At 63.3% G+C, this 17,023-nt stretch carries 15 protein-coding genes; 12 read left to right on the top strand and 3 right to left on the bottom strand.

What is annotated here, in order from left to right:
• Window positions 1–35: 35 nt before the first annotated feature.
• Window positions 36–794 (bottom strand): SDR family oxidoreductase, encoded by a 759-nt coding sequence (locus IVB29_RS27660; RefSeq protein ID WP_247506565.1) that lies wholly within the window; start codon window positions 792–794, stop codon window positions 36–38.
• Window positions 795–979: 185 nt separating this feature from the next.
• On the opposite strand from IVB29_RS27660, the gene IVB29_RS27655 reads away from it, so the two are divergent.
• From IVB29_RS27655 to IVB29_RS27610, 10 genes are all read left to right on the top strand, one after another.
• Complete coding sequence (locus IVB29_RS27655) at window positions 980–1,966, top strand: LysR substrate-binding domain-containing protein (RefSeq protein WP_346731308.1); 987 nt, start codon at window positions 980–982, stop codon at window positions 1,964–1,966.
• 96 nt (window positions 1,967–2,062) lie between these two features.
• The gene (locus IVB29_RS27650) at window positions 2,063–2,734 is read left to right on the top strand and encodes a 4-carboxy-4-hydroxy-2-oxoadipate aldolase/oxaloacetate decarboxylase (RefSeq protein ID WP_247506562.1); all 672 of its coding nucleotides are present in this window, start codon (window positions 2,063–2,065) and stop codon (window positions 2,732–2,734) included.
• A gap of 38 nt (window positions 2,735–2,772) precedes the next feature.
• On the top strand, window positions 2,773–3,759 hold the full coding sequence (locus IVB29_RS27645; protein WP_247506561.1) for a peptidyl-alpha-hydroxyglycine alpha-amidating lyase family protein: 987 nt from the start codon (window positions 2,773–2,775) through the stop codon (window positions 3,757–3,759).
• A 101-nt stretch (window positions 3,760–3,860) separates the two neighbouring features.
• Window positions 3,861–4,787, top strand: coding sequence for a LysR substrate-binding domain-containing protein (locus IVB29_RS27640; RefSeq protein ID WP_247506560.1), 927 nt, complete (start codon window positions 3,861–3,863; stop codon window positions 4,785–4,787).
• A 272-nt stretch (window positions 4,788–5,059) separates the two neighbouring features.
• A complete protein-coding gene (locus IVB29_RS27635; protein ID WP_247506559.1) occupies window positions 5,060–5,932 on the top strand; it encodes a tripartite tricarboxylate transporter substrate binding protein in 873 nt (290 codons plus the stop codon).
• Window positions 5,933–5,961: 29 nt separating this feature from the next.
• A complete protein-coding gene (locus IVB29_RS27630; RefSeq protein ID WP_247506999.1) occupies window positions 5,962–7,131 on the top strand; it encodes a CaiB/BaiF CoA-transferase family protein in 1,170 nt (389 codons plus the stop codon).
• Window positions 7,132–7,149: 18 nt separating this feature from the next.
• Window positions 7,150–7,941 carry an enoyl-CoA hydratase gene (locus tag IVB29_RS27625; protein ID WP_247506558.1) on the top strand — a complete coding sequence of 264 codons (792 nt, stop codon included), beginning with the start codon at window positions 7,150–7,152 and terminating at the stop codon, window positions 7,939–7,941.
• Window positions 7,942–7,990: 49 nt separating this feature from the next.
• A complete protein-coding gene (locus IVB29_RS27620; protein ID WP_247506557.1) occupies window positions 7,991–10,090 on the top strand; it encodes a hydantoinase/oxoprolinase family protein in 2,100 nt (699 codons plus the stop codon).
• Entirely contained in the window at window positions 10,087–11,628 is a 1,542-nt protein-coding gene (locus tag IVB29_RS27615; protein WP_247506556.1) for a hydantoinase B/oxoprolinase family protein, read from the top strand. Before IVB29_RS27620 ends, IVB29_RS27615 begins: the two co-directional genes overlap by 4 nt.
• A gap of 147 nt (window positions 11,629–11,775) precedes the next feature.
• Window positions 11,776–12,276 (top strand): alpha/beta hydrolase fold domain-containing protein, encoded by a 501-nt coding sequence (locus tag IVB29_RS27610; protein ID WP_247506555.1) that lies wholly within the window; start codon window positions 11,776–11,778, stop codon window positions 12,274–12,276.
• A gap of 353 nt (window positions 12,277–12,629) precedes the next feature.
• Here the strand turns inward: IVB29_RS27610 and IVB29_RS27605 are convergent, their stop codons facing one another.
• Together IVB29_RS27605 and IVB29_RS27600 are read right to left on the bottom strand one after the other, a co-directional pair.
• Window positions 12,630–13,784, bottom strand: a complete 1,155-nt coding sequence (locus IVB29_RS27605) for a DSD1 family PLP-dependent enzyme (protein ID WP_247506554.1) — start codon at window positions 13,782–13,784, stop codon at window positions 12,630–12,632.
• Entirely contained in the window at window positions 13,768–14,424 is a 657-nt protein-coding gene (locus IVB29_RS27600) for a PAS domain-containing protein (RefSeq protein ID WP_247506553.1), read from the bottom strand. The genes IVB29_RS27605 and IVB29_RS27600 overlap by 17 nt, the downstream gene beginning before the upstream one ends.
• A gap of 776 nt (window positions 14,425–15,200) precedes the next feature.
• On the opposite strand from IVB29_RS27600, the gene IVB29_RS27595 reads away from it, so the two are divergent.
• Window positions 15,201–15,374, top strand: a complete 174-nt coding sequence (locus tag IVB29_RS27595) for an aldehyde dehydrogenase family protein (RefSeq protein ID WP_247506552.1) — start codon at window positions 15,201–15,203, stop codon at window positions 15,372–15,374.
• A gap of 573 nt (window positions 15,375–15,947) precedes the next feature.
• Window positions 15,948–17,021 (top strand): gentisate 1,2-dioxygenase, encoded by a 1,074-nt coding sequence (gtdA, locus tag IVB29_RS27590; protein WP_247506551.1) that lies wholly within the window; start codon window positions 15,948–15,950, stop codon window positions 17,019–17,021.
• The last annotated feature ends 2 nt before the right edge of the window (window positions 17,022–17,023 follow it).

Here is a 17,023-nt window from a genome sequence, read left to right as displayed (position 1 = left end):
CGTTGACGACCTGTCGAGTTCGGGGCGTTCATTCGTCACTCGGCCGGCGGCCGGCTCTTCTGTGCAAAATTGAGGCCGCCGACGACCTGCTGGGTCGGCAGGACTTCCATGAATGCGACATTCATGCGCGCCGGCGATCCGACCGCGAATGCGATTGAATTGGCGATGTCCTCGGGCTGGAGTGCATCATAGTCGTCGAAGAAGCGACGCTTGGCTTCGGCCAGATCACCGAGCAGCCGGCCGAAAACCTCGGTCTCGACCCGGGCCGGCGATATCTCGGTAACGCGAACCCTGGTCCCGTAGAGATCGACGCGCAACTGCTGCGACAGCGAGTGAATGCCCGCTTTGGTGGCGTGATACACGGTGTTTCCGCCGCCAAATGCGTAGTGGCCGGCGATGGAGGAGATGTTGACGACGTGGCCTCGATCACGGTGCGCCATGCCGGGCACGATCAGTCGCGTCAGATGCAGGACTGCGCGCAGGTTGACGTCGATCAGCGCGTCGACGTCTTCAGCTGTCGTATCCAGGATATTGCCGCGCCGGGACTGGCCGGCGTTGTTGACCAGGACGTCGAACTCGACCGACTTCGCCAGTGCCGCAAGCGCGTCGAGGTCGCTGATGTCGACGGCGCAGGGGCGGCATCCGGTCTCCGCGGACAGGGCGCTCAGGCGGGTGGCGTCGCGGGCCACGGCGTAGACTTCGAGCCCTTCCGCACGCAGGCGGCGAACTGTCGCAGCCCCTATTCCGGAGGATGCGCCCGTCACCAAGGCCGTCCGATAGTCCGAAAATCCCATCCGCGAGGGCTCCTCTGCTACCGTCCAACCCGCTGGTGGCACCGGCTGCGACGCGAGCGGCGGACGGGTCAGCACTAGCTATAGGCCCCTCAAGTTCCCAGTGGTAAGAACAATTCCTTCTGATCCCATAGCTTCAGCCTATTGCTGCTGCACTGCTTCCTGACTGAATATCCGGAGACGCCGTATTGGATACGAAACGCTTGGAGGCCTTCATCAAGGTCGTGGATCTCGGCAGCATGACGAGCGCGGCGAAGGTGCTGAATGTCGCCCAGCCGGCACTGAGCCAGCACATTGCGAGCCTGGAGGCGGACTTCAAGTGCAAGCTGCTCGACCGCAGCGCCCGCGGGGTCAAGCCCACCGAGGCCGGACGGATCCTCTACCGCTATGCCAAGTCGATCCAGCGGCAGATCGAAGAGGCCAGGCGCACCATTCTGGACAACAAGCCGGAGCTGACCGGCAACGTCACGATCGGTCTGGCGCCGCTCAGCTCGGCGGCATTGCTGGCGACCCCGCTGCTGATGCAGGTACGCCAACGCTATCCCGGCATCGTGCCGCACATTTACGATAGCTCCGGGGTCATGCTCAGCGAGATGATGCTGAAGGGCAGCATGGACATGGCTGTCCTCTACGGCGATCGCCCAGTGACCGGTCTCGATTACAAGCCGCTGATGCGCGAGTACTTTTATCTCGTCGCGCCGCGCAGCGCGTTTCCGGACCAGGTGCCTCCGGAGGAAGTTTCGGCGGCGGAGGTCGCGCAATTCGACCTGCTGCTTCCGTATCGGGAGTCCTTCCTGCGGCAGACGGTCGAGCGGGTCTGCGCCGAGGTGGGGCTCCGTCCGCGCATCGTCGCCGAGATCCATTCCCAATCGACCCTCTCTGCGGCGATTGCAGCCGGCGTGGGGGCGGCAGTGCTGCCCATGTCGATCGCAAGGGAGTTGCCCAACCTCGACGAACTCTGCATTCGACGGATCAACGCGCCGTCGGCCTCGCAGCAGATGTCGCTTTGCATTTCCGATAACGCTGCGTTGTCCGATGCGGCATTCGCTGTCTACAAGATATTGCTCGAGATCATCGTCAAGACGTGGGGGCCGTTCGGTCTTCCCCTCGGCTCGGGTGCCATCGTCACGGACGGCCTAGCGTCGCCTCTGGACGGGCCGAAGGACGAGCCATAACGAAACACGATGCGGCAATCCTAAAATCTGAATTTGCCGTTCCAGGGCGGTTGGTTATGGAGGTGTAACAGAAATCGCGACCGCAAGGAGGTTATCATGGTGCATGTGATCAGGACATTCGATCGGCCCGCCGCCGAGCTTGTCGAGCGCATCAAGAAGTTTCCTCCGTCCACCCTTCACGAGGCGCAGGGGCGATTGGGCGCGCTGACCTCCCGCATCAAGCCGATCTATTCGGGGATGCGCGCCTGCGGACCGGCGCTGACGGTGAGCTGCCATCCAGCCGACAACATGATGCTGATCACGGCGATTTCGCTGGCCAAGCCCGGCGACGTGCTCGTGGTGAGCGCGGGCGATCATCCCGAGCAGGGCGGCTTCGGCGAGGTGCTGGCGACGGCCTGCGTTGCCAAGGGCATCGTTGGCCTCGTCACGGATGCCGGTGTTCGCGACGGCCTTGCGGTGCGTGACACCGGCTTCAACGTCTTCTCCTACGGCCTCTGCATGAAAGGCACCGTCAAGGAGACTCTCGGCTATATCAATCAGCCGATCGTCATCGGCGGCATTGCCGTCCGTCCCGGCGATATCGTCAGTGCCGACGACGACGGCGTCGTGATTGTGCCGAAGGAAAACATCGCCGACGTCTGCGTCAAGTCGGCGGCGCGTGAGGACAAGGAAGCCGGCGTGATGAAGGCGCTCAAGGCCGGCGGTGACATCCTCGAACTCTCCGGTATCGGCAAGGTGCTGGAATCCAAGGGCTGCACGTTCGGCTAGGCCGTCCTGCGTCTCACACTTGCAATGATGGGGATCAGGTGGCAGCCATTCTCGGCTCGGGCGAGCACCGCTACCGCGTCGTCGACAATTGGGCGAAGCTACCGGATGGCTGGCAGCTCACCGACGTCGCCTCCGTCGCGGTCGACAGCAAGGATCGAATCTACGTCTTCAATCGCGGCGCCCATCCGATGGTGGTGCTCGACCGCCACGGCAATTTCCTGCGCAGCTGGGGCGAGGGGGTATTCTTCCGCGCCCACGGCCTGCATATCGATACCGACGACAATCTCTATTGCACCGACGACGGCGACCACACCGTGCGAAAATGCACGACGGACGGCAAGGTGCTGCTGACGATCGGCGTCCCCCAAGAGCCCGCGCCGTTCATGAGTGGCGATCCCTTCCATCGCTGCACCCACACGGCCTTGTCGCCGCAGGGCGAGATCTACGTCTCCGACGGCTATGGCAACGCCCGCATCCACAAATTCACGCCGGACGGCAAGCTGATCAAGAGCTGGGGTGCGCCCGGCACCGATCCTGGCCAATTCAACATCGTGCACAATATCGTCGCCGATGCCGATGGCTGGGTCTATGTCGCCGATCGCGAGAACCATCGCGTGCAGGTGTTCGACCCCAACGGCAAGTACGAGACCCAGTGGAACAATCTGCACCGGCCGTGCGCATTGTGCTGTTGCGGCGGTGGCAGGAATCCCACCTTCGTCATTGGCGAGCTCGGCCCCGCTATGCCGGTCAACCGCAAGGTGCCCAATCTCGGCCCGCGGCTGTCGATCGTGGACGCCAAGGGCAAGCGCATCGCGCGGCTCGGCGGCGAGGATGGCCCCGGTCTTGCCAGCGGCAAGTTCCTCGCGCCGCATGGGATCGCACTGGACTCCAGAGGCGACATGTATGTCGGCGAGGTCGGCGTCACCGACTGGAAGACAAACTTTCCCGACGAGGACATGCCGGCCGTGGTCCTCACCTCGCGTTGCCTGCAGAAGCTGGAGCGCATGACGGACGTTCCCCGCTAGAGGCGAACCTCGACGGCCGGCTGGCGGCCTTCCCACGCCCGGTTGCCATGCCGTCCCGTGCTGTGGATATATGACGCATCGTCATAACTGGGGCTCGGGGTGTGTCGGCGCGCCTGAATTTTCGTCAGATCGAGGCTTTCCGCGCGGTCATGCTGACCGGCACGACGATCGCGGCTGCCAACATGCTCAATACAACGCAGCCCTCGATCAGCCGATCGCTGGCGCAGATTCAGTCGGCGGCGAAACTCAAGCTGTTCGAACTCGACCGCGGCCGTTTGCGTCCGACGCCGGAAGCGGTCATGCTGTTCGAGGCCGTGCAGCGGAATTTCCTCGGTCTGGAGGCCATCGAGGAAACGCTGGTGCTGTTGCGACGCTCGGGTATCGGGCGCCTGCGCGTGGCTTGTACGCCGGCGCTGGGTATGAGCGTCATGCCTGCCGTCATGGCGAGGTTCAAGGTTCGCCACCCTGACGTTCACATTACGCTCCGGACGATCAGCTCCTACGACGTCCGCGAGGGGTTGTTGAACGGGCTGTACGACCTCGGCGTCACGACCAACTCGCTCCAGCTCGAGGGCGCGCAGCTCCAGACCAAGGTCGTCGATCAAGTGGCCGCGGTCTGCGTGATGAGCCGTTTGCATCGGCTTGCGGCGAACGCGCATGTCGGGCCACGCCATTTCCAGTCCGAGACGTTGTTGACGCTGGACCGGCAGGACGATCTGGGCGACGAGTGGCGCCGGGCGCTTGCACAGGCCAAGGTGGTGCCGAGCTCGGTGATCGAAACGACCTACTCGGCCACCATCTGCCGTCTCGCCGAGGTCGGCGCCGGCATCGGCGTGGTGAATCCATACATCGCGTCCGTGTTCGCGGACCGGCTGCGCGTGGTTCCCGTCAAGCCGACGATCGGCGTCAAGATATTCGTAGCCTCTCCCCGGCACGTCTCGATGTCGGCTCTTGCCTCCGAGTTCATCGCGCAGGTCACCGATCATTTCAGGAACGACGCGCGGCCGTCTCGAAGCGGAAAACGCTGAGCGTTGCCCCCGTGCCGCCCGGCTTGCGATGTCCACGTTCACCGGGGGCCTGTATATCATTTCTGCATAGCGCAGGCTTTCAAATCGATTGGCCGAGATAGCAACGCTCTGTCTAGTATTGCTTCCGGCCCGCAAGCTGTGTGCGGGCTTTGCCGGGATAGATGCCACTCTTTCAAAAAGGAGCCTCAACGGTGAGGTTGATTTCGGTCGTCATATCCTTCGTCCTGTGCAGTCCCCTCTCACTCTCGTTGGCTCACGCCAATCAGATGCGCATGATCGTCCCGTTTGCAGCCGGTGGCACCGCCGACGTTCTCGGACGGATCGTCGCGCAGGAACTCGGCACGCTTACCGGCAACCAGATCATTGTCGAAAACCGCCCGGGCAGCGGCGGCAATATCGGTGCGGATGCGGTGGCGCGCGGACCGGCCGACGGGTCGGTCCTGTTGCTCGGCACGATTGGGATTCATGCCGCGAGCAAGATCTACAAGAGCCTGCCGTATGATCCGAACAAAGATCTGCGGCCGGTGACGATCCTTGCCGAGGTGCCGAACGTGCTCATCGTGCATCCGTCCGTCGCGGCGAAGGATGTCAAAGAGTTCCTGGCGCTGGCCAGAGAGAAGCCCGGCGCGCTCAATTTCGGATCGGCCGGCAATGGCTCGTCGACCCACATGATAGCGGAATTGTTCAAGCTGAAGGCGAAGGTGGATTTGACCCACGTCCCGTACCGGGGAAGCGCTCCAGCGCTGAATGACCTCGTCGCCGGTCAGATCCAGCTCATGGTCGAGAACCTGCCGACGGCGCTGCCGTTCATCGAGAGCGGCACCGTCAGGGCGCTCGGCGTCACCAGTGCGACCCGGTCGCCGAGCCTGCCGTCCCTGCCGACGATCGCCGAAGCCGGCGTTCCCGGATACGACGCAACGGCCTGGTTCACCATCGCCGTTGCCGGCGGTGTTCCGCCCGCGACGATCGAGAAGCTCAACGCTGATATTCGCAAGATCCTCGCCGAGCCCGAGGTTATCGAGCGCTTCAAGAAGCTCGGCGCGGCTATCGTCGGCAACCGCGTGGCGGATGCCAAAGAGTTCGTCGCTAGCGAGACAGCGAAGTGGAATAACGTCATCGAAGCCGCGCAGATCAGGATCGATTAAGCGCGCACTACCAGGAAAACGCCGTGTCCATGCCTCTCCAGCGCTTTACTGTCCTCGATCTCACGCGGGTTCGTTCAGGCCCGCTCGCCGTCCGTCAGCTCGCCGACTGGGGTGCCAACGTCATCAAGATCGAGGCACCCGAAGCCGTCGACAGCTCGAAAGGGATGGGCGGCGAACGCGACGGCTCCGATTTCCAGAATACGCACCGGAACAAGCGCAGCATCACCCTCAATCTCAAGCGGCCGGAGGGGCGTGAGCTGTTCTATTCGCTCGTCGCACAGGCTGACGTGGTGGTCGAGAATTATCGCCCAGACGTGAAAGAGCGTCTTGGCATCGATTACGAGAGCCTCAGAGCCGTGAACAAGCGCATCGTGCTCGCCAGCATATCGGGCTTCGGTCAGTTTGGACCCTATGCGCGCCGACCCGGCTTCGATCAGATCGCGCAAGGGATGGGCGGGCTGATGTCCGTGACGGGGGTGCCGGGGCAGGGGCCGGTGCGGACCGGCATTCCGGTCGCGGACCTGTCGACGGGGCTTTACGCCGCCATCGGCATTCTGATCGCGCTGCTGGAACGCGAGGCGTCCGGCGAAGGTCAATGGGTGCACACCTCCCTCCTGGAGGCGCAGATCGCGATGATGGACTTCCAGGCGACGCGATGGCTGATCGACAGGGAGCGTCCGGGACAGGCCGGCAACAACCATCCCACCAGCATTCCAACCGGCCTGTTTCGGGCGCGCGACGGCGTTCTGAACCTCGCAGGTGGCGGCGAATCCATGTGGCGCCGGATATGCGCCGCGTTGGAACTCGGCGACGTCGTGAACCGGCCGGAATTCTCGTCGGAGGCGTTGCGGTCGAAAAATCGTGACGCGTTGAACGGGATTCTCCAGGAGCGCTTCATTAAGGCGCCGGTCGGCCATTGGGTCGACCTCCTCAACAAGGCCGGGGTGCCCTGTGGTCCGGTCTATGGGGTCGACGAGATGTTCTCCGATCCCCAGGTCGAAGCGCTCGATATGCGTCTGCGGGTGCAGCACAAGCGGCTCGGCGCTCTCGATCTGCTTCGCAGTCCCTTTTCGCTCAGCCGCGGGACGCGACGGGCCGAACCGACGCCGGAGCGTGGAGAGCACACTGATGCCGTGTTGAAGGAGTTCGGCGTGGCATCCGAACAGATCGCCGCCTTGCGCGCGCAAAATGTCATCTAGGCTTCCTGGACCGATAGAATGACCTTGCAGTCTTTGCAGCTCACGACAAACGACGGGGTGTCGACGCTGACCCTGAACAATCCGGCGAAGCACAACGCGATGAATTTCGCGATGTGGCAGGCGCTGCCAGACCTGTTGCAGAAGGTTGCGGCGGATCAGGCCGCGCGCGTTCTCATTCTGACCGGTGCCGGCGGGCGCGCCTTTTGCTCCGGCAATGACGTGTCCGAGTTCGATCGGGTTCGCAATACGCCGGCGCAGATCGAGCATTATAACCAGCTGCAACGAAGCGTCTGCGAGCGCCTTGCGAAACTGTCGAAGCCGACCCTCGCCATGATCGACGGCTATTGCCTTGGTGCCGGACTGGAGTTCGCGCTGCTGTGCGACTTCCGCTATTGCACGCCGGCGTCCCGGTTCGCGGTGCCGGCCGTCAAGTTGGGACTGCCATATCGCTACGAGGATGTCGTCAAGGTGCTCGACGTGATCGGGCCGGCGCGCACGCGCGAGATGGTCCTGGGCGGACGCCAGATCGACGGCGCAGGAGCCGTGGATATCGGGCTGGTGCATCGGCTTGCGCCCTCGCGTGAGGCGCTTCTCCGCGACGTCGCCGAGCTCGCAGGTGAGCTTGCCATGGCGGCGCCGCTCAGCCTCGCCGCAGCGAAGATGACCATCAACGAGGCGATGCGACGCGACGCGCCCGCAGACCTCGCGCTTTGCCAGAGGCTGGCGGACGACGTCTATGCCAGCCATGACTACGTCGAAGGCCGGGCCGCTTTCGCGGCCAAGCGCAAGCCGAAATTTGAGGGACGTTGATGCATATCGCGCGACCTGTGACGAACCAAGGAATTTGCGGGCGACAGCCATGAGCTACCGGATTGCGATCGATATTGGCGGCACGTTCACCGACGGCGTCATTGAAAATGCGGCCACAGGCGAAATACGGCTGGCCAAGCGCCTGACGACCCAAGCCGATCCGGGGGAGGCGCTTGCCGATGTGGTCGACGACCTGCTGGCCGCGGTGCGTCACGTCAACGGAAGCGGCAGCCCGTCGGGCGCCGTCACCGAAGTCGTCCACGGCAGCACGCTCGTGACCAATGCGCTGATCGAGCGCAAGGGCGCGAGCACCGCCCTGATCGCAACCGCGGGTACCGCTGACATCATCGATATCGGCCGCGAGGTGCGCTACGATCTTTACGATCTCGACATCCAGATGCCAAAGCCGCTGGTCGCGCGTGAGCACCGTTTCGAGCTCGCCGAACGGATCGCCGCTAATGGCGCCGTCATTGCTGCGCCGGGGCAGGCAGCGATCGATGCCGTCGTCGAGGAGATCAGGCGATCCGGTGCCCAGTCCGTCGCGGTCGCGTTCCTGCATTCCTGCGTTAATCCCGAGAACGAGATCCGCGTAGGTGAAGCGCTCAAGGTGGCTATGCCTGATATCGCAATCTCGCTGTCGTCCCGGATCGCCCGCGAGATCCGCGAGTACGAGCGGACGACGACCGCTACGGCCAATGCGTTCGTTCAGCCGATCGTCGCAAAATATTTGAACGAGCTGTCGGCGCGGCTCCGGCAGGCGGATATCGATGCACCGTTGCGCATCATGGTGTCGAGTGGCGGCTCGACCTCGGCCGGCATCGCGGCCGAGGTGCCCATCACGACACTGGAGTCGGGGCCGGCCGGCGGCGTCTTGAGCGCGGCCAATGCTGGCCGTGCCGCAGGGTTCGACGATGTCCTTGCCTTCGACATGGGCGGCACCACGGCGAAGATCTGCACAGTGGTGGCCGGCGCGCCTTCGGTCGTGCACACGTTCGAGGCCGCCAGGGTCCGCCGCTTCAAGAAGGGCAGCGGGCTGCCGCTTCTGATCGCCAGCATCGACCTCATCGAGATCGGAGCCGGCGGCGGCAGCATCGCGCGCATCAGCGATCTCGGTCTGCTGACAGTCGGGCCCGACAGCGCAGCCGCCGATCCCGGGCCTGCCTGCTATGGACGAGGCGGCAAGGGCGCTACGGTGACCGACGCCGACCTGATGCTCGGCTATCTCAACGCGGATTTCTTCCTCGGTGGCCGGATGAGGCTCGATACCTCTGCCAGCGAGGCCGCGCTACAGCGACTTGGCGATCGTCTGTCTTTGACTCCGCTGGAGGTAGCCAAGGGTATTTTCAATGTCGTCAACGAGGCGATGGCCGCTGCGGCCCGCGTGCATATCGCGGAAAAAGCGCAGGATCCCCGCCGCTTCACCATGGTTGCGACAGGCGGTGCAGGGCCGGTTCACGCGGTCGAAATCGCACACAAGCTGCGCATCCCCCGCGTCCTGTTTCCGATCGCGGCCGGAGCCGGCTCGTGCCTGGGATTTCTCGCAGCGCCGTTCCGCGTTGACCGCTCCTGGTCCAAACCACAAGGTCTGGAAACGGTCGACTGGCAGGTGATCGCGACGACGCTGGCGGACCTCAAGCGTGAAGCCGAGCAAGAGATCAACTCCGCGCTGACCAGTCCTGCCGACGTCGTCTGGCAGATCTCGGTCGAGATGCGCTATGTCGGGCAGGGAGCGAACCTCACGGTGTCCTTCCCCTGGCGGAGCATCAGCCCGGCCTTTGCGGCCGAACTCGATGCCGCTTTCCGCAAGGCCTATGAAGCCAATTACGGCGGCGTGCTGCCGGCGGGATCGCTGGAGGTCGTGACCTGGCGGATCGTCGGTGCGACGCGGCAGGACATCAAGCGCTTCGTCTGGCCCACGGGGGAGGCGGCTTCTGCGGCGAGGCCAAAGGCCCACCGCGCGATCTTCTGCACGCAAGCAGACAGCATGAGTGACGTGCCGATTTACGATCGCTATGCGCTTGGCAGCGGGACGCGGTTGCGCGGCCCCTTGATCCTCGAAGAGTCGGAATCCACCGTCGTCGTGCCGGTTGAGGCCGATGTCGAAGTGCTTGGCGACCTCAGCGTGCTGATCCATCTGGGAGGCGAATGATGATTGATCCCATTTCGCTCGAGATCCTCTGGACCAGGCTGGTCAGCCTCGTCGACGAGGCCGCCGCGACACTGGTGCGTACGTCTTTCTCGACGATCGTGCGCGAATCGAACGACTACGCGGTCGTTCTGCTCGACCGCGACGCCCAGTTGCTGGCGCAATCGAGCCAGAGCATTCCCTCGTTCATCTGCACGCTGCCCGAGACAGTCCGGCATTTTCTCAGGCAGTTTCCGCGCGACACGCTGAAGCCCGGGGACATCATGATCACGAACGACCCGTGGCTCGGCACAGGTCACCTTCCCGACATCAGCATCGCGATGCCGGTGTTTCGGGACGGAATACTGGTGGGATTTGCCGGCAGTGTCGCGCATTCGCCCGATATCGGCGGCCGCCTTCGTTCCCCGGGCAATCGCGATCTCTATGAGGAGGGATTGCGTATCCCGCCGATGAAGCTGATCGCCGCCGGCACCGTTAACGAAACGCTGATCGAGATGATCCAGAGCAACGTGCGCATTCCCGATCAGGTTCTGGGAGATTTGTGGGCGCAGGTGTCCGCAAACCGCATGCTGGGACAGCGCTTGCTCGAGATGCTCGACGAGACCGAATGCGATCTCGTGGCGGTCGGCAAGGAGATGCATGCGCGATCCGAATTCGCGATGCGCAGCGCCATCCAGGCGCTGCCGGAGGGTGACTACGAGTATGAGGCCAGGGTGGACGGCTTCATCGAGCCTGTCACGATCCGATGCCGGATCACGGTCAAGGGCGATGCGCTGGCCGTCGATTACGCCGGCTCGTCCCCGCAATTGCCGCGCGCCATCAACGTTGTGCCGATCTACACCTTTGCCTATACGGCCTATGCGCTCAAATGCGTGCTGGCGCCGACCGTCCCGAACAATGACGGTTCGTTTCGGCCCATCACCACCACGGCGCCACTGGGTTCGATCCTCAATCCGAAATTCCCTGCGGCCGTGAGCGCGCGCGCCATGACCGGCCATCTGCTGCCGACCGCCGTGATGGGCGCGCTTGCAAAAGTGATCCCGGATCGCGTTCGTGCTGCGGCGGGATCGCCCTTGTGGTGCGTGCAGCTTGCTGGCGCGCATGAGGGCCGGCGGTTCGCCTCGACGCTATTCCTCAATGGCGGCCAGGGGGCCGGTGCGAAAGGGGATGGCTTGTCCGCCCTGAGCTTTCCCAGCAACCTTGCCAACACGCCGATCGAGGTCATTGAATCCCAGGCGCCGATCCGGATCGTGCGCCGTGCGTTGCGGCGCGGCACCGGCGGAGCGGGCAAGACGAGGGGCGGTGATGGACAGGTCTTCGAGCTCGATTTGCTGGCCGACGAGCCGGTGGCGATGTCGTTCATGGCTGATCGCTTGCGCACGGCCGCGCCGGGCATGCTTGGCGGCGGACCAGGCGCCACCGGCCGTGTGTTGCTCAACGGGGCACCGATCGACCCGCGGGAAACGCTCGTGGCGGCGCCGGGTTCGCGGCTGACGCTAGAAACACCTGGCGGCGGGGGGTTTGGACCCACTAGCGCGTAACCGATGCCGATGATATTCGGTCTGAGAAACGTAGCCGACGTGTTGCACTGAATTGCAGCTCGAACCCTTTCATCGCTGCTAATTGCGCGTTGAAGCAAATGCGATGCGGCAGGAAAGGCGGCTCCTGCGCGAAGGCAAACCATCTTTGTGGTGCGCCAGAACGCGACGGAATGGGGTTTGCAGCCGAACAAGATCGGCTTCCTCGGCGCCTGCGCGGCGGGCCACATGGGCGCAAGCCTCGGCGCCAAGTTTGCCAAGAAGGTCTATGCTCCGGTGGATGCAGCCGACAGTCTGTCAGCCCGTCCGGATTTCCTGCTGCTGCTGTATCCCGTCGTGTCGATGGAAGACAAAGTCACTCATCTGGAATCGCGCACCAATCTGCTCGGCAAGGATCCCTCATCCGAACTGATCAAGGAATATTCCGCGGATCAGCAGGTCACCAAGGACTCACCCATGACATTCGTCGTGGTGGCGAAGGACGATCCCGCGGTGCCGCCGGAGAACAGTATCCAATATCATGAGGCGCTGAAAAAACTCGGTGTATCGAGTGAGCTCCACACGTTCGCGGGGGCTGCCATGGCTTTGGCATCCACGATGCGCGCCAGTTGCCGGTCACCAGCTGGCCACAACCCGCTGCGAGCTGGATGAAGGCAAATGGATTCCTGGAGTAGGGGCCAGCCTAACCCCGAACGGGCGTCATCCGTGCCGCTGTCGCTCGCCGGCCGGTGATTGACGCCACAGTGGTCGCATGCTGGTTTGCGGCGGCGAACGCGCCCGCGCCGCAACTCGCTCTGTAGACAATGGTCGGTATTTCTTGAGCGCCCGGCGCACCGGTCTCGAACGGCTGGTCGGCGTTTGTGAGTTGAGTACCGTCGCCGCGCCCGGCCAGTTGGGCAGAAGCGAAGACCAGGCCGTTCCAAGCGGTCGGCGCGAATAGATCCCGCGAGCGCCGATACTCCGTCGCAGGTGATCCGCTCGATTTCCTCGAAAGTTCCTTTCTCCTACCAGCCGTTGATGCGGGGCCAGACCGCGCTGACGGAGCCGCCGCCGTCGAGTATGTGATAACGGTCGTGCTGCGCGCCGGTCGCGCAGGCATGGTTTGGCAAAATCCGCACGCGTGAGCCAACCGGTAGATTCGGCAACGTCGCAGACGAGCCTCCTCTTATTGCGAGGATGCCGTGTTCTTGGTTTGCGTCGGCGACGATCAGGTCCGGGTAGGGCCGGCCCGATGGATCGCAGACGACGCCGTATCCTTGGTCGACGGCCTGCTTCGCCGTGCTGCGGTCCCGCGAAAGCGCCATCCAACCGGCGTCCACGATGATCCAGCGCTTGGCTCGCTGATGGCCGATGACAGTGGCCAGCACCGTCAGGGCGATATCCTCCATCGCGACCGATCCGACACCCGCCTGGAAGAGGTCGCCGAACATGAAGACGCCAGCGCGGACTTCGGTCACGCCCGTCAGGTCGCGGGCGAACCGCGCGGTCGGGGTCGATCCGACGCTGACGACCGGGCAAGGCAGACCGGCCGAACGCAGGTTCTCCGCAGCCATCACCGCCGATGCGCGCTCGTTTTCCGCGGCCGCCGCGAGAGCCGAAGGATCGTTCAATGAATAACTGTCGCCGGCGTGCAGCAGAACGCCCCGCAGCGTGGCTCCGCCATCCGTCAGGCGCCGGCCGATGCCGAGGAGCGTAGCGGCGTCGGAAGGCGCGATGCCGGACCGGTGACCGTCGGCATCGACCTCGATCAGGACGGGTATGGGGTCGCCGGTGGCGCGGATGTGAGCCGCCACGGCTTCCGTCTGTTCGGCGCTGTCGAGGATGATGGCGAGATCGACACCGCGCGCTCGGATGGCGGAAATCCGGGCGAGCTTGGCCGGGGCGATGCCCACGCCGTAGATCATGTCGCGCACGCCGCCGTCCGCGAAGTATTCCGCTTCGCGCAGCGTCGAGACCATCGCCGGTCCCTTCGGGCTCGCCATTGCGATGTGGGCGACGTCGAGAGATTTCGCCGTCTTAAGATGCGGACGGAAGGCCACGCCGAGACCAGCAATGCGTTCCTTCATTCGGGCGATGTTGGCCCGAAGGCGAGACTCGTCAAGAAGCAGACAAGGCGTCTGCAGCTTCTCCAGCATCTGATGGTTATTTTGCATCGGCATAAACAGTCGCGCGAGAGATGCCGAGATGGGCGGCGATGATTTCGGAGGATCGGCGGACCTCCATGCAACCTGCGTCCTTCAGTTCCTTCAGCAGCGCGCGGCGGTTCTCGGCGCTTAATGCGCGCGGCGTCGTCGCCCGCCGAGCCGCGAACTGATCGATGCGCGCGCGGATGGCGTTCGCGCCGGCGGGATTCAGGGACTCGCGCCGAGCGTTCTTGGCGTCGACGCTGACGAACTGACCGATGGCGCTCTGCAGACCCTGAAACAGCGTCAGATCGACATTAAGGCAGAGCGCGGCAACGTATTCTCCGCTCGCGTCCTTGATGCCGACGGACGTGGATTTGGCCTGCCTGCCGTCCGCGAACGAGTTGGAGTAGTTGGAGACCACCTGCACGTAGTCCGGATCCGCGATGCGGGCTAGGCCGAGCTCGGTGGCTGGCTGGCCGATCTTGCGCCCCGAGAGGTTATTGTGGATCGCCACGATCGCCTTCTTCGGATCCGTAAGGTCGTGCAGCACGACTTCGCAGAAGGGAGCGAAGGTCTCGCCGAGCCCTTGCGCGATCTGCTTCAGCTGATCGAACAGGATCGCCCTGTCTGCGGGTTTCGGCGGAGGAGTGGTGGCGGACTTCTTGCGGCTCATCGCGTCGCTCCCAGTTATCGTTGGCGTCTCTCGTTTGAATGGCGGATGTCTTTCGCCTCCGGCTCCTCACGCGGGCTGTCGGGGAGTTGGATATCGGCTCCGTAGGCGCGCACCTGGGCGATCTCCGCCGGCACGTGGACGCCGGAGCTAGGATATTTCAGTCGCATCCCGCCGGCCCCAAATCGGCCATGGACCATCCCCCGTGTCCACCATGTTGGCATCGACGCCGATCTGCCTGGGAGGCACCATCACCGCGCAGCCCCGATCCTTGAACTTAGCGCTCGGATTGAACCACTCGATCTTGAAATGCTGACGAAGATCTCTCCACGCCTGCTGGACGAGATGCGTACAGCGTCCGCCCGGCGAAATGGGTTTCGCGATGTTGACCGAAAGGGGAAGAATGAGTTCGCGATTGAACCAGTATGTCTGATTTCAGACGATTTGTCCACATTATCTTTTCGCCGGCTATGTGCAGAGCTCTTGGGCTGGCGGGCATTGCCCCGCTGGACTGCCGTCGGGACCAACCGCACGGGGCACTCGAGACCTCTGTCCGTGCCTGCCCCGCTGAGATCGAACGTACTATCAAGGCAAGCCTCCAAGGAATCCCCATGACGATTAGCATCAATTCTCGCGTCGCCGGTCGCGGCATCGAACCACTGTTTCTCGAGCGTTGGTGCGGCCCGCTTTCGCTCACGAAGCGATCACCGAGGATCAGCTAATGACCTTGTTCGAGGAACCGATCTTGTCGCCAGCGGTGAGCGTCTCCACGACACGCGATGTCGCTCGCTCCGACAATACAGTGCGATGACCCTGGCCCTGCGGTCATCAAGCCGGCACACCAGACGGCGCTCATCACGGCCGAAATCATCAAGTGCCTGACCGAGGTCGATCAGAGTCCGAACGGTGTCGTCAATCTCGTAAGCGAGCAGGGGCATGAGGTGCTTTATTGATCGCGAGGCGGAGCGCAAGCTCTCGGTTGTAGAGCACGTTCAGAGCGGTCTCACGTCGGATTGTATCATTCAGACCAGTCAGCAGTCTCGCGCGACTGATACGCGCAAGTGACATTTGCGCTCACCGTGAATTCCGCGCTGCGTTGGTCGGACCGATCGACGCGCGACGGCGAGCGAAGATCGAAAGTACGTACTTGTTGGTCAGTGAGGGTTTGGGCCCAACCGCCCAATTGCCGGATCCCTTCTCGCTCTCGATCCTCGCCGTGGGTACGTCGACGTTACCGTACTCGCGTCGGCGCCGCGCAGATCCGCTCCGTGCGCGTGGGGAGTTGCGCCCGTAAGTCGAGAGGTGATTGTCGATCCTACTCCCGCCGAGCTGCTCACTGGAAGTCCGATAAAATCTGTCGGGCCCTAATCGAGACACTTTCCGAACCTGCCGGGATGATGTATAGGGTCCCTAACTAATTTAGATAGGGTGCCTATGTATCGACGTGGCAGCCTAACGCGAACCCGCGGCGTCGACGGCGCCTTGAGGCCGATTCTGCTGGCCGGATGGGACAGGAGGAACAAACAATGAGTGAAGCGCCCGCAGCTGAACCGATTGCATTGAGCCCGGAAATATTGGCAACGCGCCAAGAGTTTTACCGCCGGATCAACGGCGGCCATATGGCTCCCCTTTGGGAGGTGCTGAGGGGGCTTGTGCCTTTGGAGCCGAACCCCACCCCAAAAGCACATATTTGGTGCTACGACGCGTTGCGGCCATTCCTCCTGGAGGCCGGAGCGCTGGTGACTGCCGAGGAGGCAGAGCGACGAGTGCTGGTGCTCGAAAATCCGGCTTTCGCCGGAAAATCGCGCGCCACCGCAACTCTGTATGCAGGCATCCAGATAGTTCTTCCAGGAGAGGTGGCGCCGGCTCATCGCCATACGGCTTCGGCCCTAAGGTTTGTGCTCGAGAGCAGCGGCGGATTCACCGCGGTAGGTGGAGAGCGAACGACAATGCGGGCCGGAGATTTCGTGATCACGCCTTCCTGGGCTTGGCACGATCACGGCAACGAGTCGCAGGATCCCATCATTTGGATGGACGTTCTCGACCTTCCGATGGTGAATTTTTTCGAGGGTGGATTTTCCGAGAACTACAACGATATATCCCAAACCATTGTTCGGCCGGAGGGTGACTCGTTGGCGCGCTATGGTGCCGGCTTGCTACCGCTGGAGAGTAAGGGGCCATTCGGCAAGACATCGCCCATCTTCAACTATCCGTATGATCGGACAAGTAGGGCTCTTGCGGCTGTGGCAGCGGCTGGCAAGCTTGATCCGCATTGGGCGGCCACGTTGCGGTATAGCAATCCGGTCGATGGCGGTTGGGCGATGCCAACTATCGCATCTTGGATGACGCACCTCCCGGCCGGAACCGCAACGCAAGCCATCCGCTCCACCGACGGGATCGTCATCGCGATTGCCGAAGGACGAGGCGTCGCACGCGTCGGCGACACGCGTATCGCATTTGGACCGCGAGATATCCTCGCGATTCCAAACTGGACCGAGCGAGCGTTTCAAGCCGAAACGGACTGCTTTCTATTCTGCTGCTCCGATCGAGCCGCTCAGGAGAAATTGGGCCTATGGCGCGAGGAGCGCAAGGCGGCCTGATA

The organism is Bradyrhizobium sp. 1, assembly GCF_023073315.1.
GTDB lineage: Bacteria > Pseudomonadota > Alphaproteobacteria > Rhizobiales > Xanthobacteraceae > Bradyrhizobium.
The sequence above is the reverse complement of the archived record's forward strand: the minus strand, read 5'-3'. Positions and strand labels throughout refer to the sequence as shown.

Excerpts from the sequence above, each read along its gene's own strand:
- IVB29_RS27630 (WP_247506999.1), top strand. The coding sequence starts at position 5,962 with ATGCCTCTCCAGCGCTTTACTGTCCTCGATCTCACGCGGGTTCGTTCA.
- gtdA (WP_247506551.1), top strand. The coding sequence starts at position 15,948 with ATGAGTGAAGCGCCCGCAGCTGAACCGATTGCATTGAGCCCGGAAATA.
- IVB29_RS27620 (WP_247506557.1), top strand. The coding sequence starts at position 7,991 with ATGAGCTACCGGATTGCGATCGATATTGGCGGCACGTTCACCGACGGC.
- IVB29_RS27650 (WP_247506562.1), top strand. The coding sequence starts at position 2,063 with ATGGTGCATGTGATCAGGACATTCGATCGGCCCGCCGCCGAGCTTGTC.
- IVB29_RS27600 (WP_247506553.1), bottom strand. The coding sequence starts at position 14,424 with ATGAGCCGCAAGAAGTCCGCCACCACTCCTCCGCCGAAACCCGCAGAC.
- IVB29_RS27615 (WP_247506556.1), top strand. The coding sequence starts at position 10,087 with ATGATGATTGATCCCATTTCGCTCGAGATCCTCTGGACCAGGCTGGTC.
- IVB29_RS27605 (WP_247506554.1), bottom strand. The coding sequence starts at position 13,784 with ATGCCGATGCAAAATAACCATCAGATGCTGGAGAAGCTGCAGACGCCT.
- IVB29_RS27625 (WP_247506558.1), top strand. The coding sequence starts at position 7,150 with ATGACCTTGCAGTCTTTGCAGCTCACGACAAACGACGGGGTGTCGACG.
- IVB29_RS27635 (WP_247506559.1), top strand. The coding sequence starts at position 5,060 with ATGATCGTCCCGTTTGCAGCCGGTGGCACCGCCGACGTTCTCGGACGG.
- IVB29_RS27660 (WP_247506565.1), bottom strand. The coding sequence starts at position 794 with ATGGGATTTTCGGACTATCGGACGGCCTTGGTGACGGGCGCATCCTCC.
- IVB29_RS27595 (WP_247506552.1), top strand. The coding sequence starts at position 15,201 with ATGTCGCTCGCTCCGACAATACAGTGCGATGACCCTGGCCCTGCGGTC.